Origin of the sequence: Nocardia yamanashiensis (genome assembly GCF_021183565.1) — a bacterium.
GTDB lineage: Bacteria > Actinomycetota > Actinomycetes > Mycobacteriales > Mycobacteriaceae > Nocardia > Nocardia yamanashiensis.
The window spans coordinates 2,947,521-2,971,983 of the sequence record NZ_CP089226.1 but is presented as its reverse complement, the minus strand read 5'-3'; the positions used below and the strand labels follow the sequence as shown (position 1 = coordinate 2,971,983).

Genomic DNA, 24,463 nt, shown 5'->3' with positions numbered 1-24,463 from the left:
TGAGCGTGCCGAGGGCAGTAGTGTTTTGGAGTATGGCAAGCGGTGGCGAATCGATAGCGGAAACCCTACGCGCGGCACTGGACGGATCTTGGCGTGACGTGCGCGAACAAGCCCGGCAACACCTCGACGACGATCGCCTTTTCGGCGATCCCTACCTCGACTTCAAGGCGGCGCGCACCCGCGTGCTGGAACAAATGCGACTGGTGTCCTCATTCGGCTGGGTGGAAAGAGGTTTCCGGCACGAGAACGGGGGTATGGGTGACCCCGGCGGCGCGGTCACGGCACTCGAGATGCTGGCCTACACCGACCTGTCGCTGTGGGTGAAAAGCGGTGTGCAGTGGGGACTTTTCGGCGGCGCGGTGGAGAACCTGGGCACCGAACGGCATCGCGAATACGTCACCCGGCTCATCTCCCTGGACCTGCTGGGCTGTTTCGCCATGACCGAAACCGGTCACGGCAGTGACGTGGCGAACCTCGAGACCACCGCGACCTACGACCCGGGCACCCGGGAGTTCGTGGTGCACAGCCCGACTCCGTCCGCGCGCAAGGACTACATCGGCGGCGCGGCCGAACATGCCCGCATGGCAGCGGTTTTCGCGCAGTTGATCACCGGCGGGCAGTCGCAGGGCGTGCACTGCTTCCTGGTGCCGATCCGCGACGAGGAAGGTAACGACCTGCCCGGCGTCACCACCTCCGACTGCGGGCTCAAGGGCGGCCTGCCCGGCGTCGACAACGGCCGAATCATGTTCGACCAGGTGCGAATTCCGCGCGAGAACCTGCTCAACCGGTACGCCGACGTGGCCGAGGACGGCACCTACAGCTCCGAGATCGAGAACCCGAGCCGGCGCTTCTTCACCACCCTCGGCACCCTGGTGCGCGGGCGGGTCAGCGTCGGCGGAGCGGCGGCCGCGGCGGCCCGGGTGGCGTTGAGCATCGCCGTCCGATACGCCGAACAGCGCCGCCAGTTCGCCGATCCCGACACCGGCGAGGAAACCGTCCTCATGGACTACCGCAGCCATCAACGCCGGCTGCTGCCCTTGATCGCCCGCTCCTACGCGCTGGCCTTCGCCCAGAACGACCTGGTGCGCCGCATGCACCTGGTGCAGACCGGCCAGGACCTGGACCCGAATGCGCAACGCGCCCTGGAGAAGCGGGCCGCCGGCCTCAAGGTCGCCCAGTCCCGGCACGCCACCCGCGCCATCCAGGAATGCCGGGAAGCGTGCGGCGGCGCGGGCTATCTCACCGAGAACCGCCTGGTCACCCTGAAAGCCGACACCGACGTCTTCACCACCTTCGAAGGCGACAATGTCGTGCTCACCCAGCTGGTCGCCAAGGAACTCCTGACCGCCTACTCCGACGAGGTCCGCGATCTCGACGCCCTGGGCTGGGTCCGCTTCGCCTCCACCATGGCCCGCGATGTGGTCCGCGAACGCTCCGGCGTGCGCCAGATGATCCAGCGCCTGCGCGACCGCTCCGACGAAACCGTCGACGAAGGCGACCTGTCCCGCCGCTCGGTGCAACTGCAGCTCTTCGCCGACCGCGAGGACTATCTCACCCGCACCGCCGCGCACCGATTGCGCGCTCGCGCAAAGGAAACCGGCCCCTTCGAAGCGTTCAACAACGCCCAGGACCACATTCTCGCCGCCGGCACCGCGCATATCGAACGCCTCACCCTGGAGGCCTTCATCGACGCCATCGCCGATATCGAGGACCCCGAGGCGCGCGCCCTCGCCGACACCGTGTGCGACCTGTTCGTGTACACGATCATCGAGGAGAACCAGGCCTGGTTCATCATGCACCGGTTCATGTCGGTGGAACGCGCCAAGGCCGTCCGGCGCGGAGTCAACGAACTGGTGGACCGGCTACGCCCGCAAGCCCTTACGCTGATAGCGGGCCTCGGCGTACCCGAGAAATCACTGCACGCCGCGATGCTGGCGCAGGAGCCCGAAGGGACGCGTTCGTGAGAGGTTGACCACACACCGGACCACCGGGGCGGGCGGAAGTTCAGGATGACTTCCGACCGCCCCGGAGGGCGGGGGAGAACAGATCGGTAAGGGGGAGGCCGTGATCGCACGACTGGCCGGAATCGCCGTGCGCGCACCGAAATTGGTGCTCGTGGTGGTGGGCATCGCGTTCCTGCTGTGCGGGGCGATGGGGTCGCAGGTCGCGAGCAAGCTGTCCAATGGCGGATTCGTGTCCACCAGTTCGGAATCCGCGCGGGTCGGGGAGATCCTGGAGCGGGACTACGGGATGTCGGGCATGCAGCTCGTGCTGACCGTGGAATCGCGGGGCGGGGAGATCAAGGCGCGCGGGCAAGAGATCGCGCAGGCGCTGAAATCGGATTCGCGAGTGTCGCGGGCGGTTTCGCCGTGGACCGATCCGCAATTGAGCTCGGTGCTCACCAGCCGGGATCGGGGGATCGGGCTGGTGGTCGCGACCGTGCGCGGCGACGAGGACAGTGCGCCCGGGGTGGCGCGCGAGCTCGCCGACGAATACGCCGGGGAACGCGACGGGGTGCGGGTGCTGGCGGGCGGGCAGGCCATCATCTGGAACGAGACGGCGCAGCAGACGCAGCGGGACCTCGGGCTGGCCGAGGCGGTGGCGCTGCCGTTGACGTTCATTCTGCTGGTGTGGTTCCTGAGAAGCCTGGTGGCGGCGGCGATTCCGTTCGTGACCGGGGTGGTGGCCATTGTCGGGACGACGGCGGTGCTGTATCTGCTCACCTTCGTGGTGGAGCTGTCGATCTTCGCGCTCAATATCACCACCGCGATCGGGCTGGCGCTGGCGGTGGATTACTCGCTGCTCATCATCGGGCGGTACCGGGAGGAGATCGCGGCCGGACGCGACCGCACCGACGCGCTCACCCTGGCCATGAAGCGCGGCGGGCGGGCGGTGGCGTTCTCCGGCATCACGGTCGGTATCGCGCTCATCGGAATGTCGTTCTTCCCGATGGCCTTCCTGCGTTCGCTGGCCTTCGCCGGGCTCGCGGTGGTGGCGCTGTCGGTGGTGCTGGCGCTGACGCTGGTGCCCGCGCTGCTGGCCCTGCTCGGGGAGCGGATCAACCGGAAACCGTTGCGGGAAGCCAAACCGGTGCAGCACAGCCTGCTGTACCGGGTGGCGCGGACCGTGCAGCGGCGGCCGGCGTTGTGCGCGCTGCCGGTGGTGGCGTTGCTGCTGGTGCTGGGCGCACCGGTGTTCGGGTTGAAGATGGGGCTGCCCGATGACCGGGTGCTGCCGACGAGTCTGGATTCGCGGCAGGTGGGGGATCTGCTGCGGGATCGCTTCGACAACAATGCCACCGGGCAGGTGCACGTGATCGTGCTGCCCGGCGCGGGGAGCGATACGGTCGGCGATCTGAGCGGTTATGAGCAGGCGCTGTCGAATGTGGCCGAGGTGCAGGCGGTCACCGGACCGGCGGGGACCTGGTCGAAGGGGCAGCCGCTCGGGGTGGCGGACCCGGACGGGCAGCGCGCCGGGAGCGCGCACCTGACCATCGTGAGTCATCTGGATCCGTACTCGCAGGACGGTCAGCGTCAGCTGGAAGCCCTGCGCGCCGTGGCAGGACCGGGCTCGCCGGTGCTGTTCGGCGGGCTCGCCCAGCAGACGGCGGATTCGGCTTCCGGTATCGCCCAGGGCTTCCCGTACGCGGCCGCCTGGATCGCGATCATCACCTTCGTGCTGCTGCTTCTGCTCACCGGGAGTGCGGTGCTGCCGTTGAAGGCCTTGGTGCTCAACGTTTTGTCCCTGTCGGCCACCTTCGGCGCGATGGTGTGGATCTTCCAGGACGGTCACCTGTCGGGCCTCGGTACCTTCGCCACCGGCTACACCATCGCCACGCTGCCGGTGCTGCTGTTCTGCGTATCCTTCGGCCTCTCCATGGATTACGAGGTGTTCCTGCTCGCCCGTTTCACCGAGGAATGGGAGAGTTCCGGCAAGACCCGCGCCGACAACGACAATGCGGTGGCCCTGGGCATCGCCCGCTCCGGCCCCATAGTCACCGCCGCGGCCCTGCTCATGGCCGTGGTCTTCGCCGGTATCTGCGTCAGCGCCGTCACCATGAACCGGATGCTCGGTTTGGGTTGTGCCGTCGCCGTGCTGGTCGATGCCACCCTGGTCCGCATGATCCTGGTGCCCGCCTTCATGCGCGCCATGGGCACTGCCAACTGGTGGGTTCCGGCCCGGACCCGCCCGCTGCTGGAGAAGGTCTCCGTGCGCGAATGATTCGCCTGACGCGGCGCAAGGGGCGTGCGGTGGCGAATTATCCGGCGCGGCGCACGGGCGTGAGCTGGCGAACTGACCGCCGCGAGCAGGGGTGCGTCGGCAAGCTCCGCCCACGGTCGTGCTCCCGTGCGCGAGAACCCTTTTCGCGCCAGCGGGAGCGGCGCTACCCGCCTCGGTGCGGCCGACGGGTCCGAGCAGCGTCCGTGGCCGGTTGCGGTGCAGGCGGTTTCGCCGTGCGGATACAACGGTTGCGTTTCATGGTGATCTGCGCGATAACAGCGCCGTGGTGGAAATCAATGTGCTGGGCGCGTTCGGCCTGACGGTCGCGGGAACTCCCGCGGATCTCGGGGGCACCCGGCAGCGGGCCGTGCTGGCGCGGCTGGTGGCGGCGCGCGGCGAAATGGTCCCGGTGGACCGGCTCATCGACGACCTGTGGGCCGACGAACCCCCGCCGCGCGCCCTGGCCGGCGTTCAGGTCTTCATCTCCCACCTTCGCCGCGCCGTCGAACCCGGCCGCGCCCCGCGCACCCCCGCCCGCGTCCTGGTCACCGCCGCACCGGGATACGCCCTGCGCCTGCCCGCCGACGCCGTCGACGCCTGGCGCTTCGAAGACCTCCTCGACCGTGCCGCCCGCACCACCGCACCCACCGACCGCACCGCCCTCCTCGACACCGCCCTGTCCCTGTGGCGCGGCCCCGCCTACGCCGAATTCGGCGAACTCCGCTGGGCCGCCACGGAAGCCGCCCGCCTGACCGAGCTGCGCCTGACCGCCGTCGAACGCCGCGCCGCCGCCCGCCTCGAAACCGGCACGCCCACACCGATCGTCGCCGAACTCGAAGCCCACCTAGCCGCCCACCCGTTACGCGAGGAGTCCTGGCGCCTCCTGGCGTTGGCCCTCTACCGCACCGGCCGCCAAGCCGATGCCCTGTCCGCCCTGCGCCGCATCCGCGACCTCCTCGCCGAAGAACTCGGCGTCGACCCCGGCCCGCCCCTGCGCGCCCTGGAAGCCGACATCCTCGCGCACGCACCACATTTGGACGCACCACCGGCCGCCGGCCCGCCCGCCTCCGGCGGTCCCGCGCCCAGCTTCGGGGATCACGACCCGGTTATCGGGTCCGGACCGCAGCACCGCGTATCCCGTACGGATACGGAGCCGGCCGTGGCGGACGGTGCGCCACCGGTGTTCCCGGCTGCTGAGGCCGTCCGCTCTGAGCCCGCGCCGGTGCGCGGAAGTGGCGTGAAAGCGATCTCGGCGGGGCACGGTGGGGGTGCGGAAAGCGATTCGGCCGGTGGTGAAGCGGTAGGCGACTTGGCCCGTGGCGGTGTTGGGGCGGTAGGCGACTTGGCCGGTGGTGGTGCTGCACCGGCAGACGACTCGGCCGGTGGCAATAGCGGTGCGGAAGGTACGTCCGGTAGGCCGGTGAGTGGTGCGGCAGGGACCTCGGGTGGGCGGGGGAATGGATCCGGTGGGAAGCCTGCCGGGTGGGGGAACTCGGGTGGTGCGGGTGTGCGGTGGCCCTCGCCGAAGTTCGGGGATGGCGAATTCTTCGGGCGGGAAAGCGAAGTCGCGGCGGTGGCCGGGGCGATCCGGCGGGGCGGCCGGGTGGCGTTGATCGCCGGGGAGCCGGGGATGGGGAAGACCGCGCTGGTCGAACGGGTGGCGGCGGAGCTGCCGGAGTGGGTGCGGGTGTGGGGGCTGACGCCGGAGACGGAGGCCGCGCCCGCAGGGTGGGCGTGGGTGGAGATATTGCGGCAGCTGGATGGTCGGTGGCCGGTGGCGGATCCGTTGTTGCGGGCCATGCTGGCGGGCGAGGGCGGGCAGGCGGTCGGTGGGGATCCGGCTTCGGCGCGATTCCGGACGCATCGGGCGCTGGCGGGGTATCTGGCGGGGGCGGCGGCGAAGGGGCCGCTGTTACTGGTGCTGGAGGATCTGCATCGGGCCGATGAGGAGACGATCGCGTTGCTGAAGGCACTGCCGCAACGGGTTCCGGGGGTGGCGATGGTGGGGACGTATCGGCCGGGGGAGCTGCCGGAGGCATTCGGGGTGATGCTGGGGGAATTGGCGGCCTTGGAGCCGGTGCGGGTCGAACTGGGCGGGCTGCCGGATACGGCGGTGGGGGAGCTGGTGCGTGCGTGCTGCGCGGGCGAGGTGGGGGAGAGCGTCGTGGCCGCGATTTGTGAACGGACGGGCGGGAATCCGTTCTTCGTGCGGGAGACGGCGCGGCTGCTCGCCGCCGCGGGACCGGAAGCGGCGCTGCAAGCGGTGCCGAGTGGGGTGGCGGATGTGCTGCGGCGCAGGATCTCCCGGCTGCCCGCCGTGGCGCAGACCGTGTTGAAGTATGCGGCGGTGGCCGGGCGGGACGTGGATGTGGATCTGGTGGCCGCGATCACCGGGGAGTCCGAGGACACGGTGCTGGACGCCCTGGAGGCGGGTGTGCTGACCGGGCTGCTGGTCGAGGACACCGATGAGATCGGGCAGGTGTGGGGTGTTCGGTTCACGCATGTGCTGATCCGGGACACTCTGTACGACAGTGTTTCCCGGTTGCGGCGCGCCCGCATCCACGGCCGGGTGGCCGATGTGCTGGGTCGTCGACCCGCCTCGGATCCGGCTCGGCTGGCGCAGCATTGTGTCGCTTCCGGGGAGGTGGAGCGGCTCACCGATGTCGTCGAATACTCCTGCCGGGCAGCCGAACTCGCCGAGTCCCGGTTCGCGCATCGCACCGCCGCCGGACTGTGGGAGCAGGCACTGGCCGCATTCGACAAGAGCGAGACCGGTGTGGCAGAACGGCGCGCCGACCAAGCTCGGCAGCGAATCGAGCTGGAAATAGCGCACATTCGCAGCCGCGCCCTGTCCGGGGACATCATCAAGGCCAGGGTCTTGCGTGACCGTGCCCTGTCCGCCGCCCTGCGCATCGGCGACCCGATCCTGTCCGCTCGCGTCATCACCGGCTTCGATGTGCCGACGCTGTGGGTGAACCGCATGTACGGCACCCGAGAGAGCGCCGTCATCGATGCCGCCGAAGCCGCCCTGCCCGCCGTCACCGACCCCGAACTGCGGGTCCGCCTGCTCACCAGCCTGGCCATGCAACTCGACAGCGAGCCGGGCCCGCGCGGGCGCGAAACCGCCGCGGAGGCAGTGGCTTTGGCTCGCACCTTGGGTCGCCCCGAACTGCTGGTGCACGCCCTCAACGGTCAATACCTGAACCTGTATCACAGCGCCGACCTGCTGCCCGCTCAGCAGCGGGTGGCCAACGAGATCCTCGCCCTGGCCACCGTGCACGGCCTCGGTCTCTATCAAGTCCTGGGACACCTGCTGCTGCAACAGATCACCTCGGCCCAGCTGGACCTGCCCGCCGCCGCCGACCACTGGTCCACGGGTACGCGCCTGGCCCTTGAGATGGATCTCCCGTTGCTCGGCAAGATCGGCGATTGGGGAGAGTGCATGCGCCACACCCTCTCCGGCCGTTTCGAAGCCGCCGAAGCCAAATACCTCGACACCGCCGCCAAGATCCGCAAGGGCAGCAGCTTCGGCGGCGAGGTCGCCACCGCCTGGGTCGGCCTCTACACCATCCGCTACGCCCAGGGCCGCCTCGGTGAAATGGTCGACGACACCCTGCGCCTGCACGAAACCCTGGGCCGCCTGTCCGGCACCGCCGACATGTACGCCCTCGCCCTCCTGGAGGCCGGCCGCCCCGCCGACGCCGCGGCCGCCATGCGCGAAGTCACCGGCCCCGACGGCCCCGGCCGCGTCCGCGCCGACTTCCACCGCGACCTGCACCTGTCCCTGCGCGGCCTGGTCGCCGCCGGCCTCGCCGACCCCGTCCTCGCGAGCCCGGTCTACGACGAACTCCTCCCGTACGCCGACAGATTCGCCGGCACCATGACCGCCGCCCTCGCCCTGTGCCCGGTATCGCTCGTACTCGGCGACCTCGCCGCCCTCTTGCGCCGCGACGACCCGGCCGCCCACTACCGCCACGCCGCCACCGTCGCCCGCCGAGCAGGCGCACCCCACTGGGAAACCACGGCCCGGCGCCGCATCCGCCAACTCCCTGCCCACGCCGACGCCCCGCACCGATAGTCGTCCGCGCGGGCACCCGCCCTCCGGCCGCGCCGTAATGACGCGAGGGAGGTCGCGCCGTAGTGCCGCAAGGACGGTCGCGCTGGTGCAACGGAGAGGACGGCCGCACCGGGAATCGCGAAGGGACACCCCGGGACGACGCGAGGATGTGCCGCGTCCGCGCGCATTCACGCGAATACCTTGTCGGACAGGCGAATGAAACCTGGCGTGCCGAGGTGGACGATCACGCGGGTCGTGAGGCCCGCGTGGCCGAGGAGGTATTCGCGTTCGGCGGGCTCGGCGTGGGACAGGAGCCAGGGGGCGGTGAAGCCGAGACGGGACCAGGTGGGTGCGCCGCGGAATTTGCGTTCGGCCGCTTCGATATCGGCGCGGGGGACATAGTCGGCGAGGATCGGGAAGACGAGGCTCTCCTCTTCGAGGAGATGCTCCTCCAGCAGGTCGGCCAGCTGGGTCAGGAGCCGGGTGCGGGCGCTGCCGGTGCGCAGGCGGACGGCGAGCAGCAGGGCGTCGAGGGCGGCATGGTCGTCGGTGAGGGGCGCGAGGTCGATGACGGCCCCGGCGGAGCGGGCGATGACCGGCCACAGCAGGGCTTCCTGCAGCATGTGGTGATGGTGGATCTCGGTCAGCACCCGGCCGAGGTAATAGCGGAATGCGGTTTCACGCGACGGCGGGAACGGTCCGGGCCCCAGGGCGGCGAGGCGGCGGATATCGGTGCGCATGGCGCGGTGCGCGACCGTGAAGGCCGGCAGATCGGGGGCGTTCATGCGCTCAGCACACCTGCGGGCACTTGCCGGGGGCTTGGCGCGGGCTTGGGCGCGGCTATGTTGTGGACGTGAGTTCAACCAGTACGCCGGTGCGGACGCCGGCCGAGACCTGGGCGCGGCGGGCCGCACTGCCCGCCGTCGTGGTGGCGGCGCTGCTGGTGACCGTCGTTGTACCGCTGACCTTTCCGGCCGACGGCGGCCCCACCGGCTTCGACCGCAACCTGGGCGAGCACATCCATTCCTCGCTGGGCGGCCATCCCGGCCTCTATGCGGCACTGGTCTTCCCGAGCAACGCCTACGTGGTGATCCCGCTGCTGCTGGCCGCCGCCGGCTGGTTCGCGTATCAGCGCCTGTGGTGGCAGGCCTGGTTCGTGCTACTGGCTCCGGAGTTCACCATCGCCCTGAATTCACTGGTGCTCAAACCACTTTGGGACCGCCCCCTGCACCACTACCTGGCCTATCCGAGCGGCCACACCGTGCACCTGGTGGCCGTCGTCACCGCGGTCGCACTGGTCAGCGAATCGGCCCGCGTCCGCGTCACCATCGTGGTGATCATGGCCGTCGTCCTGCCCGCCGTACTGGTGGGGATGGTCGGCAAGGGCTACCACCACCCCACCGACGTGATCGGCGGCGCGGCCGCCGCCATCGCCGTGGTGACCGCGCTCTACCTCCCGATCCGCCCCCGGATCACCCGTACGCGACCACTCCCGCGATGACGATCCACACCACCCACAGCAGCGCCACCACCATGCCGATGGTCAGCAGCACCCGCATGACCCCGCGCCCGAGATCGATATCGTTGGATTCGCGCGGATACAACCGGCTCGGCGCGAACCACGGCGCGTGCACCGCGAACCGCCCGCCCGCCCGCGCCGCATCGGCCTCGAGTTGCGCCTGTTCCTCGGCATAGGCCTCGGCCTGGGCCTGCTGCGGCCCGCCGTGCCAGAGCGTGATGTCCACCGGCCCCAGGAAACCCTCGTTGATCAGATCCTGCGGCCCGGGCAGATACGGCAGGATGCCCAGCCCGCGGAAGGCCCACGCCACGTCATTGGCCGACCACTGCGGCCGCCCGCGCGACGACAGTTGCGCGAAGTACTCGCGCAGCCGGTTCGGGTCCTCGCCCAGCAGCACCTGGAAACTCGGATCGCTCCACAACTGCTGCACCTGCAGTTGCGAACCCGGGGGCGGCACCACCAGCACCACCCCGTGCACCACGCGCTGCCCGAGTCCGCGCTCGGCCAGCCAGGTCTGCAGCGCGAAGGTGTGATCGCGGGATTTGTCCAGCGGCGTGCGCTTGTCCCCGCCGTCGAAGTTGATGATGCGGTCCGCCACCCGCCACGGCCCGTTGATCGGCACTTCCAGTTCGCCGTCCATCCGCTCGGACAGCGCCTCGGCCTCGATCACCACGCAGCTGGTCGGCGTCCACACCACCGCGTCGAAGGGATACAGCCGATCACCGTGGAACAGACTGCAATTGACGGTGGCGACGCCGTGCGGGTCTCCGCTGCCCTTCCAGGTGCGCAGCCAGTCGATGAGGACCCTCTCGGCATGCGTGCCCGCGGGGTTCTGTACTCGAACGAGCATCGGCGCTCACACCTTTCTCGTCGATAGATAGGTGAAATGGTACGGACGGGTGGTCGTCACGGCACAGATTTACGGCTCGGTCGTGTGTCGGTGCCGATCAGTCGGTTTCCGCTGCCAGCCGCCCGTCCTTGACGGCGGCGACCAGCTCGGCGTGATCGCCTTCGGTGCGGTCGGCGTAGCGGACGGCGAAGGCGGCCACGGCATCGTCGAAGACCTCGCCGTCCTCGAGATATCCGGCGACCAGCCGCGGATCCACCGACCGGGTGTGCGCCCGGCCCAGCAGCGCGCCCGCCAGCCGCCCGTAGTCGTCGAGATGCGCGGAATCCAGTTCCGCCACTTCGATGCCGCCCTTGAGATTGCGGAACTGCCGCACGATGAACGGCAGTTCGGCCCCGTCCAGGCGCAGCGTGGTCCAGCCCAGCAGGATGTCGGTCTCGGACTGAACCGCCCGCGCGCCCTGCACGATTCGCTCGCCCTCGTGCCGGGACGGCTGGGCGGTCACGTAGGGGGTGAGCGCGGACGGCGCGGCCTGTTTGATCTGCAGCACCAGCGGCTCGTCACCATTGCCGTGCAGCAGCGCGATATACGAGTGCAGGCCCACGCTGCCGGTGCCGACGATCCGGAATGCCACATCCGACACCGTGAATCGGGTGATCAGCCGCCGGCGCGATTCGCGCAGCGTCCCCACGTATTCGGTGAGCCCGTCGATGACGGCCTCGGCGACGCCGCCGTCCACCGGTGTCAAGATCGGCGGATCGGCGACGAATTTCCGCTTGGCGACACCGGTCTGGTGATCTTCGAGATGCTCGGTCCACTTGCGGGCGACCTTGGCGCTGGTGTTCTTGCGCGCCTTCTTCGCGGCCTTCTTGAAGGCGTCCAGCAAAGGTTCGGCACTCACCTTGTCGATCATCGATTCGGCCGACAGCGCGGTCCACGACGACAGGAACGGTTCCTCGGCCAGACCGGCCACGGTGAGCCGGTAGGAGCGCGCCGCATCACGCGCCGCGGCCCGGCACTCCTCCTCCGAAGCCCCGCCTTCACGGCCCGCCAGCACCAGGCTGGCCGCCAGCCGCTCCACATCCCATTCCCACGGCCCGCGCACGGTCTCGTCGAAATCATTGATGTCCATGACGATTTCGCCGCGCGGCGAGCCGTAGAGACCGAAATTGGCGGCGTGCGCGTCACCGCACAGCTGGGCGCGCAGCCCGCTCACCGGGCCCTGCGCCAGATCGGCCGCCATCAAACCGGCCGCGCCCCGGAAGAACGAGTACGGCGAGGCCGCCATCCGCCCGATCCGCAGTGGGATCAGCCGCTCCAGCCGCCCGCGATTGCTGGCCTCGATGAATTCGAGCACCTCGGGCCGGGATGCTCCCAGCGCCGCCCGATCCCGGGATTGCACGGGGGTCTTCTCCCGCAGCGCCCGTCCCCGGGCCCGTACCTCCTCGGCCGAGACGGGGGTACGGAAGTCGATCACATTGGAGCACACAACATTCCAACTTACCGGCGCGCTCACCGGTCCGCTCAGCGAGCCCGCGGGCCCGCCGGACGGACCGGGAAGACGCTGGTCAGTGCGCCGGGAACAGCGGCAGTCGCAGTGCGCCGGGCGCGAAGTCGGGCACCGTCGGCGCCTTGGGCGCGACCGGCTGAATGCGCCGGTAGGCCGCGCCCAGCTCGGGCCGTGGATCGGCCTCGTGCCGGTTGGGCCAGAACGCCATCGCCCGCTCGGCCTGCGCGGTGATGGTCAGCGACGGGTTCACGCCCAGGTTCGCGGTCACCGCCGACCCGTCCGCCACGTGCAGTCCCGGGTATCCGTAGACGCGCTGATATGGGTCCACCACACCGGATTCCGGCCCCTCGCCGATCACGCAGCCGCCGATGTAGTGCGCGGTCGCCGGGATATTGAACACATCCATGGCCAGCATCTGCACATCGCCGTCCACATGTCCCGCGAACTTGCGCCCGACCTCGTGGGCGAGCGGAATCCAGGTCGGATTCGGCTTGCCCGTGCCCTGTTTCGTCTTGAGCTGCCCCCAGCGCCGGAACGAGGTCAGCGAATTGTCCAGCGACTGCATGACCAGCAGGATCACCGATTTCTCGGAGGCGCGGTGGGCATTGAGGCTGCGCGCGAACACCACCGGATGCAGCAGGATCGCCAGCAGGAAGCGCAGGAACCGGAACGCGCCGCCGTCCACCAGCGGCACCGAGAGCGGGAACAGGCCGTTCTGTCCCTTGCCGTAGTGGCAGACCTCGACGTGCGTATCGGGTTCGGGATGGATCGAGGAGGTGATGGCGATGCCCTCGGCGAAATCGTCGCGCGCCTTGCTCACCACGTTCAGGATGGCCTCGGAATTGGACCGGGTCAGCTCGCCGAGGCGCGGCGACAGCTCCGGCAGCACGCCCTCGTCGCGCATCTTGTGCAGCAGCTTCTGGGTGCCCAATGCCGCCGCCGCGAACACCACCTGTTCGGCGGTGAAGACCTTGCGCTGCTTGCGAACCCAGCGATCCGAGCGCACCGTCTCGATGGCGTACCCGCCGCCCAGGATCGGCCGCACCTCGGTCGCGGTGGTCAGCTCGAACACCTGCGCCCCGGCCTGTTCGGCCAGGTACAGGTAGTTCTTCGGGGTGGTGTTCTTGGCATTGTGCGGGCAGCCGGTGAAACAGCGCGCGCAGTGGATGCAGCCGCTGCGCCGCGGGCCCGCCCCGCCGAAGTACGGGTCGTCGACCTCGGTGCCCGGATCGGCCTCGTTGAAGAACACGCCCACATTGGTGGCGTGGAAGGTGTCGGCCACGCCCAGGTCCTCGGCGACCGCGCGAATCACCTCGTCGGCGGGCGTCATTCGCGGATTCTGCGCCACCCCGAGCATGCGCTGGGCCTGGTCGTAGTAGGGCGCGAGCTCGCTGCGCCAGTCGGTGATGTGCGCCCACTGCTTATCGGTGTAGAAGGCCGGCAGCGGCTCGTACAGCGTGTTCCCGTAGATCAGCGAACCGCCGCCCACCCCGGAGGCGGAGAACACCGCGCACTTGCCCAGCACGCTGATCCGCTGCGTGCCGGTCAGGCCCAGGCGCGGAGCCCAGATCGCCTTGCGCACATTCCAGTTCGTCTTGGGAATGTCCTCGGCATTCCAGCGGCGGCCGGATTCCAGCACGGCCACCCGGTAGCCCTTCTCGGTCAGGCGCAGCGCGCTCACGCTCCCCCCGAACCCGGAGCCGATCACAACGACGTCGTAGTCGAAGTCGGGCATGGTGTTTCCTCTCGCCGTGCACCCGGACCACTTGCCTCAATGGATGAGAAAGATGTCATATCATTCTGTCATCCATCGGCTATGGCGGAGACCATATCGGTTAGTCGCGGCCGGGGCGAAGCGGCGTGGCCGGATGGTGACTCGGGAGCGATTGCGGTAAGACCGGTCTGTGACTACCGAGCGGAACGCCGAACCGGTGTACAGCGACCGCATCCTCACCGTGCCCAACGCGCTCAGCGTGATCCGGCTGATCGGCGTCCCGGTCTTCCTGTGGCTGCTGCTGGTGCGGGAAGCCGACGGCTGGGCCTTCGCCCTGCTGGTGGTCAGCGGTTTCACCGACTTCCTGGACGGCAAACTCGCACGCCTGCTTGATCAGTCGTCCAGGCTCGGGGCCATCCTGGACCCGCTGGTGGACCGCCTCTACCTGATCGCGACCCTGGGCGGCTTCCTGATTCGCGGCATCCTGCCCTGGTGGCTGGTGCTCATCCTGGTCGGCCGCGACGCCATCCTGACCCTCACCCTGGGCATCTACAAACGCCGCGAACTACCCCCGCCCGACGTGATCTACCTGGGCAAAGCCGCCACCTTCGCACTCATGTCGGCGCTGCCCTGGTGGCTCGCCGGGCAGATGGACTGGGCCGCTGCGGGTTTCAGCCGGGCCTTCGGTGGGGCATTCTTGGTCTGGGGCACGGCGGTCTACGTGTGGACCGGCATTCTCTACCTCGGTAAGGCCATCGCGGTGGCACGCGCCATACCGGCCGCGCCGCACCGTAATCCCTAACCGATAGGGTGTGCCCGACGCATCGAATGTCAGCCCCGGCTGCTTTGATGTGCTTTGCCGCGAGAGGACGCCCAGTGAAAGGACACCTGTGACCGCACTACCCGAGGACCTGCGCTACACCGAGGAACACGAATGGGTGCGCAAGCTGGGGCCGACCCGGGTACGGGTGGGCATCACCGACTACGCGCAGTCACAGCTCGGTGACGTCGTGTTCGTGCAGTTGCCGGGCGTCGATTCCGATGCCGCCGCGGGCGAGAGCATCGCCGAAGTCGAGTCCACCAAGAGCGTTTCCGACATCTACGCTCCGCTGGCCGCGAAAGTCGTTGCGGTGAACGAGCTTCTGGACTCGGAGCCGGAAACCCTCAACTCCGATCCCTACGGTGACGGCTGGTTGTTCGAGCTGGAGGTGGCCGATGCCGCCGCCCTCGACGCCGAGCTCGAAAAGCTGCTGGACGCCGCAGGTTATCAAGGAGTTATCGGAGGCTGAAGCAGCCTTCACAGTTCTACCTGCACGGGGAAGCCCCGGCAGGGTACGGTCAATGCCAACAGTTGTGCGGCAGCCGGTGCCCGGGTTCTCGGACCTACCCGACAGTGGGGAAGTGGCCGGCGGCCGCGACGCTGAGGGCATCAACTGCTTGCATGGATTATTCGGTTCGAGGAGGAGAGCAAGGGTGAGCGAGAACAAGGACCCGGGTTACCAGGAGACGGCAGCAGAGACCACTTCGGTGTTCCGCGCTGATTTCCTGAACGAGGTCGACACGTCGCGCACCGAGCAGACCGGCGAGCAGCCGGTGCAGGGAGTGGAGGGCCTGCCCGCGGGCGCGGCCCTGCTGGTGGTCAAGCGTGGCCCGAATGCCGGGTCGCGATTCCTGCTCGACCAGCCCACCACCTCCGCGGGACGCCATCCCGACAGCGACATCTTCCTGGACGATGTCACCGTCAGCCGTCGTCACGCGGAATTCCGCCAGGACGACGACACCTTCCAGGTGGTCGATGTGGGCAGCCTGAACGGCACCTACGTCAACCGCGAGCCGGTGGATTCCTCCGAACTGCAGAACGGTGACGAGGTTCAGATCGGCAAGTTCCGCCTGGTATTCCTGACCGGTCCGCGCCCCGCGTCGAGTGAATCGGCGGCGGGCGCACTATAGGGCGAACCGGAATGACAGGCGCAGCGCAGTGGGCACGCGGAGGCATGTCGATCGGCTCCGTGCTGGATTTGCTGCGTCCGGATTTTCCGGACATCACCATCTCCAAGATCCGGTTCCTCGAATCCGAGGGGCTGATCATGCCGGAGCGCACCCCGTCGGGGTACCGCAGGTTCCACATCGCCGATGTGGAGCGCCTGCGGTTCGTGCTCACGGCGCAGCGGGATCAGTACCTCCCCTTGAAGGTCATCAAGGAACAGCTCGAAGCGATCGACAGCGGGGCGGCGACGCTCGGTGTGCGCGAGGCTCGCGCGCGCCGGGCTTCGGCCGTGGGAGCCGTGGGAGCGGAAGCCATGGAGACCAACGGGGGCGGCCGGCTGCGCCGGCTGGGCGTCGTGCCCGGTGAGGTGTCGCCCGAGGAGCTTCGGTTCGATCACGAAATCCGAATCACCCGGGCGGATCTGCTCGACAAGGCCGGCATCGACGAGAAGTTCCTGACCGAACTGATCCGGGCCAACCTGATCACCCCCGGCGCCGCCGGGTACTTCGACGCCGACGCCGTCACGCTGGCGCGCACCGCCAAGGCGTTGAGTGAATTCGGTTTGGAGGCAAGGCATTTGCGCGCCTTCAAACTGGCCGCGGACCGGGAGGCGGCGATGGTCGCGCAGATCGCCGCACCCATCGCGAAAAGCCGTGACGCGGATGCCCGCGCGCGTGCCGAAGAGACCGTGCGCGAGTTGGCGGCGTTGTCGCTGACCCTGCACACATGCCTGGTGAAGACCTCTGTGCGCGCTTCCCTCGGGGGCTGAAATCTTCGCCTAGACTCGGTAATACGGTCGGCCCCGCTGTTCCCGCGCGGGGCGGCCGGCGAGTATTCGGGAGGCAGTGCCATGAGTGAGCGAAGCGAGCGAATCAGCAAGCACAGCGCGCGTTCGCGCATCGTCGTGGCGAGCGCTAGCGAGGCACGGCGATGAGCGAAATGCGTGTGATCGGCATCCGTGTCGAACAGCCACAGAATCAGCCCGTGCTGTTGCTCCGCGAGGTGTCGGGCGACCGGTATCTACCCATTTGGATCGGGCAGGCCGAGGCCACCGCGATCGTGCTCGAGCAAGAGGGCGTCACGCCCATCCGGCCGCTGACCCACGATCTGATCAAGATCCTCATCAAGGACCTCGGTCACACCTTGAAAGAGGTGCGCATCGTGGATTTGCAGGAGGGCACCTTCTACGCCGATCTGGTCTTCGAGAACGATCTCCGCGTTTCGGCGCGCCCGTCGGATTCCGTCGCCATCGCCCTGCGGGTGGGCTGTCCGATCTATGCCGAGGAACCGGTGCTCGAGGAAGCCGGACTCGTCATGCCGGACGAGAAGGAAGACGAAGTCGAGAAGTTCAAGGAATTCCTGGAGTCGGTCTCGCCCGACGACTTCAAGGCCACCGACAGCTGATCGCCGCCGTCGATGCGGAATCGTGTCTCGACCTGAGGTTTAGGTCGAGAAACACGCGGTCCGTCAGGCTTGGTAGGTGCCCTTACTCCCGAGACAATCAGGGGAGTAGCCTCGATTGTTAGGCCACGCTCCAGGTCGATGACACGAGCCCCGCCCTTGATAGGCCAGCAGTAGGGAGTAGTCAGTGGGAGATCAACCGCAACCGCAGGATGTGGTGCAGCCAGGGCTGTTCCCCGATGACACGGTGCCGGACGAACTAGTCGGTTACCGGGTGCCCTCCGCCTGTCAGGTGGCCGGCATCACCTACCGTCAGCTGGACTACTGGGCACGCACCGGACTTGTCGTCCCGTCCATTCGCTCCGCGTCCGGATCGGGCAGCCAGCGTCTGTACTCCTTCAAGGACATCCTGGTTCTCAAGATCGTCAAGCGGCTGCTCGACGCCGGCATCTCGTTGCAGAACATCCGCATCGCCGTGGATCATCTGCGCAGCCGGGGCGTCGAGGATCTGGCCGGGATCACGCTCTTCTCCGACGGGACTTCGGTCTACGAATGCTCCTCGCCGGAAGAGGTGGTCGATTTACTGCAGGGCGGACAGGGCGTGTTCGGCATCGCCGTCAGCGGCGCCATGCGCGAGCTGACCGGGGCCATCGCCAACTTCCCGGCCGAGCGGGCCGAAGTCGCGACCGCCTCGGATCGCCCGGAGGACGAACTGGCCTTCCGTCGCAAGGCCCGGATGAGCAAGACCGGTTAGTCCGGTCCAGAGCTGAGCGAGAGCGCGCTGCCCCGGCAGCGCGCTCTCGGCTTTTCCCGGTGGGCGCGCCCGAAGCCGATCATGAATTTCCCGACCTGCCGGTGTGAAACGGAACCCAGGCAACATTGCCGTAACTTGGGCCCCTTTAGACTTGGGGTTGCGTCGCAGCCGTGCGGGAGAGTTCCGGGAAATCCTCGGACGCCGAAGGAGCAGCACCTCCCCGTCAATCTCTCAGGCACAAGGGACCGTGCGGAGTTTCGACGCCTCTGGAAAGCGATGGCCCCCGAGCCATCCGCCCATGGTGAAAGGACCACGGCCACCGGCTGAGTCCGAATCTCTCAGGCGCAAAGGACAGAGGGGGAGGGCACGACCCGTCGATCGCCCGATCGACCCCCGCCCACCCTTTGGAGAGCTTCCGTGATTTGGACTCGATCCTTCGCCGATCGTCATATCGGACCCGACAGCGGCGAACTCGAACGCATCCTGGCCGTCGTGGGCGTCGAATCGCTGGACGAGCTGGCCGCGCGTGCGGTGCCCGCCAGCATTCTGGACACCCCCGACACCAATGGCCTGGGCGTGCTGCCCGCCGCGGTGAACGAGCACGAGGTGCTGACCGAGCTTGCGGCGCTGGCGAATTCGAACACCGTCGCCACCTCCATGATCGGGCTCGGCTACTACGACACCCTCACCCCGCCGGTGCTGGTGCGCAATCTGATCGAGAACCCGGCCTGGTACACCGCGTACACCCCGTACCAGCCGGAGATCTCCCAGGGGCGTCTCGAGGCGCTGCTCAACTTCCAGACCATGGTCAGCGATCTGACCGGCATGGACGTGGCGAACGCTTCCATGCTCGACGAGGCGACCGCCGCGGCCGAGGCGATGACCTTGCTGCAGCGGGCCAATCGCGGATCCAAGTCCAACCGGCTGCTCATCGACTCCGATCTGTTCCCGCAGACCCGCACGGTGCTGTTCACCCGCGCCGAGCCGCTCGGGATCGAGATCGTCGAGGCGGATCTGTCCGGCGGCGAACTGCCCGAGGGCGACTTCTTCGGCGTGCTGGTGCAGCAGCCGGGCGCCTCCGGCAAGATCGTGGACTGGACGCCGGTCATCGCGGCCGCGCACGAGCGTAAGGCGCTCGTCGCCGTCGGCGCGGATCTGCTTGCCATGACACTGATTACGCCGCCTGGGGAACAGGGCGCGGACTGCTGTTTCGGCACCACGCAGCGCTTCGGCGTACCGCTGGGCTTCGGCGGCCCGCACGCCGGTTACCTGGCCGTGCGCACCCCGCATGCGCGGCAGCTGCCGGGCCGATTGGTCGGCGTGTCCGTGGACGCGGACGGCAATACCGCCTACCGGCTCGCGCTGCAGACCCGTGAGCAGCACATTCGCCGCGAGAAGGCGACCTCGAACATCTGCACCGCGCAGGTGCTGCTGGCCATCGTGGCCGCCATGTACGCCTCGTACCACGGTGCCGACGGCCTCAAGTCGATCGCGCGGCGAGTGCACGGGCACGCGCAGTGGCTGGCGGCCGGGCTCGGCGACGCGGTGGTGCACCAGAGCTTCTTCGACACCGTGCTGGTGAACGTGCCCGGCGGCGCGGAAGCCATTGTGGCCAAGGCGAAGGGCGCGGGGATCAACCTGCGGCTCGTCGACGCCGACCATGTGGGCATCGCCTGCGACGAGGCCACCACCGACGCGCACGTGGTGGCGGTCCTCGACTGCTTCGGAGCGGAGGTGCCGGTCGGGCCGGAAGGCGCGCTCTTCCACGGCAAGCCGCGCCCGCACATCGAGGTCCGCGCCTCGGAGTTCCTGACCCATCCGGCGTTCACCCGCTACCGCACCGAGACCGCCATGCTGCGGTACCTGCGCGGGCTGTCGGACAAGGACATCGCCTTGGACCGCAGCATGATTCCGCTCGGTTCCTGCACCATGAAGCTCAATGCCGCGGCCGAGATGGAATCCATCACCTGGCCGGGCTTCAACCGGGTGCACCCGTACGCCCCCGAGGCCGACGCGCCGGGCCTGATCCAGCTGGTCCAGGACCTCGAGGGCTGGCTGTCCGCGGTGACCGGCTACGACCGGGTCTCCTTGCAGCCCAATGCCGGATCGCAGGGCGAGTACGCGGGCTTGCTGGCGATTCGCCGGTACCACCTGGATCGCGGTGACTCGCACCGCGACACCTGCCTGATCCCGTCCTCGGCGCACGGCACCAATGCCGCCTCGGCCGCCATGGTGGGCATGCGGGTGGAGGTCGTGAAGACCCGCCCCAACGGCGACATCGACCTGGACGACCTGCGCGCCAAGATCGCCGACCACGCCGAGCGGCTGGCCTGCATCATGATCACCTACCCGTCCACGCATGGCGTGTACGAGCACGAGGTGGCCGAGCTGTGCGGGCTGGTGCACGATGCCGGCGGCCAGGTGTACGTGGACGGCGCGAACCTGAACGCCCTTGTCGGACTGGCCCGTCCGGGCAAGTTCGGCGGTGACGTCAGCCACCTGAACCTGCACAAGACCTTCTGCATCCCGCACGGCGGCGGCGGTCCGGGCGTGGGTCCCGTCGCGGTGCGCGAGCACCTGGCGAAGTACCTGCCGGGCGATCCCCTGGAAGCCGGTTCGCACGCGGTGTCGGCGGCCAAGTACGGCTCCGCGTCGATCCTGCCGATCACCTGGTCCTACATTCGCATGATGGGCGCCGACGGCCTGCGCCGCGCCACCCTGACCGCCATCGCGTCCGCCAATTACATTGCGCGCAAGCTCGATCCGCACTTCCCGGTGCTCTACACCGGCGACAACGGCATGGTCGCCCACGAGTGCATCCTGGACCTGCGCGAGATCACCAAGCGCACCGGCGTCACCGTCGACGATGTGGCCAAGCGCCTGGCGGACTACGGGTTCCACGCCCCGACCATGAGCTTCCCGGTCGCCGGCACCCTCATGGTGGAGCCCACCGAGAGCGAGAACCTGGAAGAGCTGGACGCTTTCATCGACGCCATGATCGCCATCAAGGGTGAGATCGATCAGGTCGAGGCGGGCGTATGGCCGGTGGAGGACAATCCGCTGCGCGGCGCCCCGCACACCGCCCAGTGCCTGGTCGGCGACTGGAACCACCCCTACAGCCGCGAAACCGCCGTCTACCCGCAGGGTCTGGCGAGCGGCCGGGCCAAGGTGTGGCCGTCCGTGCGCCGCATCGACGGCGCCTACGGCGACCGCAACCTGGTCTGCTCCTGCCCGCCCATGGACAGCTACCAGGACTGATCCGATACCGAAAGCGCCCCACCGGTTCTCGCAACCGGTGGGGCGCTTTCCGTTGTGCCGCAGGCCTGGTCAGGCGTTGCTGGGCTTCCAGGTGGCGATGGCCCAGATCACCACGATGTCCAGCGCGATGATGAGCAGGGACCAGGCCGGGTAGTAGGGAATCGATAGGAAGTTCTCGATGATGGAGATGGCGGCGAGCACCATCGCCGCGGTGCGGCCCCAGGTGGAGCCGGTGAACAGGCCGAAGGCCACGATCAGTTCGATCACGCCGAGGATGATGTGGATCCAGCCCCAGGTGGTGGTGTTGAACTTGTAGATGTAGTCGTATCCGACGACCAGCAGGTCATCCGCGGCGACGGCCGAGATGCCCTGCAGGATCGACAGCACGCCGATCACGGTCAGGATGATCGCCGCCGCGATCGACGTACCGGCGGCGAACCCTTGCTTGACGGAGGATTCGGGTCCTGAATGTGCCATTCGCCGAATATGCCACGAGTTTGCTGACTCGCGGTGACACCGTAATGCTCGTGTCGCCGAGCCGTTGTCAGGGTGTGGTCAACGCCTTGTTGACCGCGGTGCCGTAGGCCAGATCGTCCGTGGTGGAGACCTTGGTGAAGGTGCCGCCGGTGCGCTGGGCCAGGGTTTGCAGGGTTTGGGTGCCGCCGCCGCCGATCACGATGACGTTCACCTTCACCGGGCGCGCCGGGTCGCCCGCGGCGGCGATATCGGCGAGCAGCTGATCGCCGGTGATGGTGGAATCGTCATCCGGTCCGTCGGTGATGAGCAGCACCGAATTGGTGCGCGCCGAGGCGTAACCGGCGACCGCTGCCTGGTAGGCGGCCTCCAGCGTCGGATAGGTGCGGTCGGTCTTGGACGGCGACGGGGTGACCGTGGACAGCGCCTGGCCGAGAGTATTGCGCTGGTCGGTGGTGAGCGGCGCGGTCGGGGCGAGCACACGGTAGGGGTTGGCGCCGTCCACGTTCTTGGCATACGTCCACACGCCCATGCCGAAGTCGGCCGGCATCACCGTCATGGTGGATTGCAGGGCCGCGAGGGAATTGGCGAGGCGGGTCATGATGCCGTCCTGGGTGCCCATCGACGACGAGATATCCAGCAGCACCGTGGAATTCACGCCCAGCACCGGATTGCTCAGCACCTGCTGCACCTGGGTGAGCGCGGCCTTGCCGGGGACGGTGGCGGCGGCCGGGGGAGCGGCACCGAAACCGCTGTCGGTGAACAACTTCGACTGTTCCGGGGCGCGCAGGAAGTCGGCGAACAGGCCCGCGACCAGGTTCTGGGTGGCGTCGACCCAGGAGCCGGTGAGCTGGGCGGCCGGGAAATCGGCGACCGGGCCGTTGCCGGCCGGGCGGAAGGCGGTCAGGCCGTTGCGGGAACGGATCTGCTGCTCGGTGTCGGGGACCGCGTGCACCGGGGCGGTGGCCTGGTCGGCGGCGGTGGCCAGATCGGTCAGGGCGGTGGCGGCGTCCTTGACCGCGGGCGCGCCCGCCGCGAGATTCGAGATCGCGGAGATGACCTGGCCGGATTTGGCGGCGTTCTCGTCCAGGGGGTCGGTGCCCGAGACGCCCGAGCCGACCGCGCTCGTCACCGCGAGAGTGGCATCGCCGGCGGGCAGGGCCAGGCGGAGTTTGCCCCAGGGGGCCAGGCCGATGTCGGCGAGCGAGCCCTGCTGGAATTTCGGCAGATCGGCCCAGTGCACCTGGGCGGCCTCGAGGGCGCGGCGCAGATCGTCGGGGACGGCCAGGGCGATCGGGCTGGAGGCGATCGGGGCCGGGGTGCCGGCGATGAGACCGGGCACCCGCATGAGCTCGATCGAGCGCGAGGATTCCGGAATCCAGAGGCCGGGCTGGGCGCCCAGGGCCGGATCCCACTTGTTCGCGGTGAAGGTGGTGATCATGGCGGCGGTTGGCTGGGCGTTCACCACGACCTGGGCGCAATGATCGCGCACGTGCGGCTTGGTGTCGTTGAAGCGGTCGGCGGCTGACTTCACCGGGCCGGCGATATCGGGATCGACGGTGACATTCAGGGTGGCGGTGCCTTCTACGCAGGCCGCGGCGGCCGCGTTGTCACGATCCTTCGAACGTTCTTGCAGCCAGGCCCAGCCGACGACGGCGAGCGCTAGGACGATGACCGCGACAATCGCGATAACCGGTCCTTTGCTGACACCTCGTGACCCGCCCGCGGCGCGATGAGTACCCACGATCGACCAGTTTATGGGGAGGCGGTGCGACCCACCTGTACCAGGGAGTAACGCGAAAGCCGACCGGGATGTCCGAACTCTCGGACACCACCGGCCGGCTCTGTTCAGTCGCGGATCAGCTTGCCGCGGTCGTATTCGTGCCCGCCCCACACGCCGGACTGGCTGGTCCGAGTCGCGAATTCACCGCATTCGCGGCGAATCGGGCAGCCGGCGCAGATGTTTCGCGCGTAGTCGAAATCCTGCGAGGGGTACGGGAACCACGCCTCGTGGTTCGGATCGCCCTTGCACGCGGCGTGCTGCCAGTAATCCTTCGAGTCGGAGATGGGGAGCAGATCCGCCAGGGTCGGCTCCCGCAGTGCAATGTTCGTCATCGGATCTAACTCCTTTCGTGTCCGATCACGCAGGTGATGGGAGGGGTGTCAGGACGCGGCGAGTTCCTTCCAGATCTGCCGCTGCTTCTTCTCTCTGTCATTGGGCGCCTTGGGCTCCCACAGCAGGCGCATCCCGGCCTCCTCGGGAGTCCGGTCCGCCTTGGTGGTATTGCACGGCCCGCAGGCCGCGATCAGGTTGGCCCAGGTATTCGGCCCACCCCGCGAACGCGGCCGAATGTGGTCCACGGTGCGCGCCCAGCCGCTGCAATACCCACAGCGGTATCGATCACGCCGCAGCACCGCGGCGAGGGTGGCGCGACTGTTGTCGTCGTGCGTCAGGATCCGGTGCTCGAGGTATACGTAGCGGGTGAGCCGAATGGTTTCCGGCAGCGCCAGCTCGAGCCGCTTGGAACGGATCGGGAAGTACGGCTGCCGATCGGTGACCGGCTCGGCCCCGCCGCTGAGCAGCAGCACCACCGCGCGTTCGGCCCGGATCTCGGTCAGCGCCTCGTAGGAGGCGTTGAGCACCAGCACCCCGAGGTTCATCCAGTTGTCGTTGTGTATCTCCGGGTCTTCGGCATGACGGAACTGCATGGGATTCACCAT

Annotated in this window: 19 protein-coding genes and 1 riboswitch; of the genes, 11 read left to right on the top strand and 8 right to left on the bottom strand. The window is 68.5% G+C overall.

Translation table 11 applies throughout. The annotated features are described in order from the left end of the window. Window positions 1-32 precede the first annotated feature (32 nt). The 3 genes from LTV02_RS14385 to LTV02_RS14375 all read left to right on the top strand — a co-directional run bounded on the left by LTV02_RS14385 (window position 33) and on the right by LTV02_RS14375 (window position 8,299). Window positions 33-1,964: an acyl-CoA dehydrogenase family protein gene (locus LTV02_RS14385; protein ID WP_233040476.1), complete on the top strand. Its 1,932-nt coding sequence runs from the start codon at window positions 33-35 to the stop codon at window positions 1,962-1,964. Window positions 1,965-2,064: 100 nt separating this feature from the next. Next, window positions 2,065-4,221 carry an MMPL family transporter gene (locus LTV02_RS14380; RefSeq protein ID WP_233040475.1) on the top strand — a complete coding sequence of 719 codons (2,157 nt, stop codon included), beginning with the start codon at window positions 2,065-2,067 and terminating at the stop codon, window positions 4,219-4,221. 283 nt (window positions 4,222-4,504) lie between these two features. Further along, window positions 4,505-8,299 (top strand): BTAD domain-containing putative transcriptional regulator, encoded by a 3,795-nt coding sequence (locus LTV02_RS14375; RefSeq protein WP_233040474.1) that lies wholly within the window; start codon window positions 4,505-4,507, stop codon window positions 8,297-8,299. Between the two features lie 167 nt (window positions 8,300-8,466). Here the strand turns inward: LTV02_RS14375 and LTV02_RS14370 are convergent, their stop codons facing one another. Further along, window positions 8,467-9,063 carry a hemerythrin domain-containing protein gene (locus LTV02_RS14370; RefSeq protein ID WP_233040473.1) on the bottom strand — a complete coding sequence of 199 codons (597 nt, stop codon included), beginning with the start codon at window positions 9,061-9,063 and terminating at the stop codon, window positions 8,467-8,469. Window positions 9,064-9,131: 68 nt separating this feature from the next. Here LTV02_RS14370 and LTV02_RS14365 point away from each other — a divergent pair, with 68 nt between their 5' ends. Next, entirely contained in the window at window positions 9,132-9,779 is a 648-nt protein-coding gene (locus LTV02_RS14365; protein ID WP_233040472.1) for a phosphatase PAP2 family protein, read from the top strand. Here LTV02_RS14365 and LTV02_RS14360 read toward each other — a convergent pair. The 3 genes from LTV02_RS14360 to LTV02_RS14350 all read right to left on the bottom strand — a co-directional run bounded on the left by LTV02_RS14360 (window position 9,751) and on the right by LTV02_RS14350 (window position 13,889). Next, entirely contained in the window at window positions 9,751-10,647 is an 897-nt protein-coding gene (locus LTV02_RS14360; RefSeq protein ID WP_233040471.1) for an NERD domain-containing protein, read from the bottom strand. The genes LTV02_RS14365 and LTV02_RS14360 overlap by 29 nt on opposite strands. A gap of 97 nt (window positions 10,648-10,744) precedes the next feature. Next, window positions 10,745-12,118, bottom strand: coding sequence for a DUF2252 domain-containing protein (locus LTV02_RS14355; protein ID WP_233041578.1), 1,374 nt, complete (start codon window positions 12,116-12,118; stop codon window positions 10,745-10,747). 94 nt (window positions 12,119-12,212) lie between these two features. After that, complete coding sequence (locus tag LTV02_RS14350; RefSeq protein WP_233040470.1) at window positions 12,213-13,889, bottom strand: GMC oxidoreductase; 1,677 nt, start codon at window positions 13,887-13,889, stop codon at window positions 12,213-12,215. Between the two features lie 169 nt (window positions 13,890-14,058). Between LTV02_RS14350 and LTV02_RS14345 the strand changes: the two genes are divergently transcribed. The 7 genes from LTV02_RS14345 (at window position 14,059) to gcvP (ending at window position 21,268) form a co-directional block, all read left to right on the top strand. Beyond that, window positions 14,059-14,670, top strand: coding sequence for a CDP-alcohol phosphatidyltransferase family protein (locus LTV02_RS14345; protein WP_233040469.1), 612 nt, complete (start codon window positions 14,059-14,061; stop codon window positions 14,668-14,670). 88 nt (window positions 14,671-14,758) lie between these two features. Next, on the top strand, window positions 14,759-15,157 hold the full coding sequence (gene gcvH, locus LTV02_RS14340; RefSeq protein ID WP_067709778.1) for a glycine cleavage system protein GcvH: 399 nt from the start codon (window positions 14,759-14,761) through the stop codon (window positions 15,155-15,157). Window positions 15,158-15,341: 184 nt separating this feature from the next. Continuing rightward, entirely contained in the window at window positions 15,342-15,818 is a 477-nt protein-coding gene (garA, locus tag LTV02_RS14335) for a glycogen accumulation regulator GarA (protein ID WP_067709776.1), read from the top strand. A 44-nt stretch (window positions 15,819-15,862) separates the two neighbouring features. Further along, window positions 15,863-16,624: a transcriptional regulator FtsR gene (gene ftsR, locus LTV02_RS14330; RefSeq protein ID WP_233040468.1), complete on the top strand. Its 762-nt coding sequence runs from the start codon at window positions 15,863-15,865 to the stop codon at window positions 16,622-16,624. A gap of 161 nt (window positions 16,625-16,785) precedes the next feature. Further along, entirely contained in the window at window positions 16,786-17,259 is a 474-nt protein-coding gene (locus LTV02_RS14325) for a bifunctional nuclease family protein (protein WP_067709773.1), read from the top strand. Window positions 17,260-17,443: 184 nt separating this feature from the next. Continuing rightward, complete coding sequence (locus LTV02_RS14320; RefSeq protein ID WP_067709772.1) at window positions 17,444-18,010, top strand: MerR family transcriptional regulator; 567 nt, start codon at window positions 17,444-17,446, stop codon at window positions 18,008-18,010. Window positions 18,011-18,173: 163 nt separating this feature from the next. After that, window positions 18,174-18,268: riboswitch (glycine riboswitch) on the top strand. A gap of 159 nt (window positions 18,269-18,427) precedes the next feature. Continuing rightward, window positions 18,428-21,268 (top strand): aminomethyl-transferring glycine dehydrogenase, encoded by a 2,841-nt coding sequence (gcvP, locus tag LTV02_RS14315; protein ID WP_233040467.1) that lies wholly within the window; start codon window positions 18,428-18,430, stop codon window positions 21,266-21,268. A gap of 69 nt (window positions 21,269-21,337) precedes the next feature. Here gcvP and LTV02_RS14310 read toward each other — a convergent pair whose 3' ends face one another. The 4 genes from LTV02_RS14310 to LTV02_RS14295 all read right to left on the bottom strand — a co-directional run bounded on the left by LTV02_RS14310 (window position 21,338) and on the right by LTV02_RS14295 (window position 24,451). After that, complete coding sequence (locus LTV02_RS14310) at window positions 21,338-21,745, bottom strand: DUF7144 family membrane protein (protein ID WP_233040466.1); 408 nt, start codon at window positions 21,743-21,745, stop codon at window positions 21,338-21,340. Window positions 21,746-21,812: 67 nt separating this feature from the next. Continuing rightward, on the bottom strand, window positions 21,813-23,486 hold the full coding sequence (locus LTV02_RS14305; RefSeq protein ID WP_233040465.1) for a VWA domain-containing protein: 1,674 nt from the start codon (window positions 23,484-23,486) through the stop codon (window positions 21,813-21,815). A 104-nt stretch (window positions 23,487-23,590) separates the two neighbouring features. After that, window positions 23,591-23,857: a WhiB family transcriptional regulator gene (locus LTV02_RS14300; RefSeq protein WP_233040464.1), complete on the bottom strand. Its 267-nt coding sequence runs from the start codon at window positions 23,855-23,857 to the stop codon at window positions 23,591-23,593. Between the two features lie 48 nt (window positions 23,858-23,905). Beyond that, on the bottom strand, window positions 23,906-24,451 hold the full coding sequence (locus LTV02_RS14295) for an HNH endonuclease (RefSeq protein ID WP_067710139.1): 546 nt from the start codon (window positions 24,449-24,451) through the stop codon (window positions 23,906-23,908). Window positions 24,452-24,463: the final 12 nt, after the last annotated feature.

Excerpts from the sequence above, each read along its gene's own strand:
- LTV02_RS14350 (WP_233040470.1), bottom strand. The coding sequence starts at position 13,889 with ATGCCCGACTTCGACTACGACGTCGTTGTGATCGGCTCCGGGTTCGGG.
- LTV02_RS14385 (WP_233040476.1), top strand. The coding sequence starts at position 33 with ATGGCAAGCGGTGGCGAATCGATAGCGGAAACCCTACGCGCGGCACTG.
- LTV02_RS14325 (WP_067709773.1), top strand. The coding sequence starts at position 16,786 with ATGAGCGAAATGCGTGTGATCGGCATCCGTGTCGAACAGCCACAGAAT.
- ftsR (WP_233040468.1), top strand. The coding sequence starts at position 15,863 with ATGTCGATCGGCTCCGTGCTGGATTTGCTGCGTCCGGATTTTCCGGAC.
- LTV02_RS14295 (WP_067710139.1), bottom strand. The coding sequence starts at position 24,451 with ATGCAGTTCCGTCATGCCGAAGACCCGGAGATACACAACGACAACTGG.
- LTV02_RS14310 (WP_233040466.1), bottom strand. The coding sequence starts at position 21,745 with ATGGCACATTCAGGACCCGAATCCTCCGTCAAGCAAGGGTTCGCCGCC.
- LTV02_RS14370 (WP_233040473.1), bottom strand. The coding sequence starts at position 9,063 with ATGAACGCCCCCGATCTGCCGGCCTTCACGGTCGCGCACCGCGCCATG.
- LTV02_RS14360 (WP_233040471.1), bottom strand. The coding sequence starts at position 10,647 with ATGCTCGTTCGAGTACAGAACCCCGCGGGCACGCATGCCGAGAGGGTC.
- LTV02_RS14300 (WP_233040464.1), bottom strand. The coding sequence starts at position 23,857 with ATGACGAACATTGCACTGCGGGAGCCGACCCTGGCGGATCTGCTCCCC.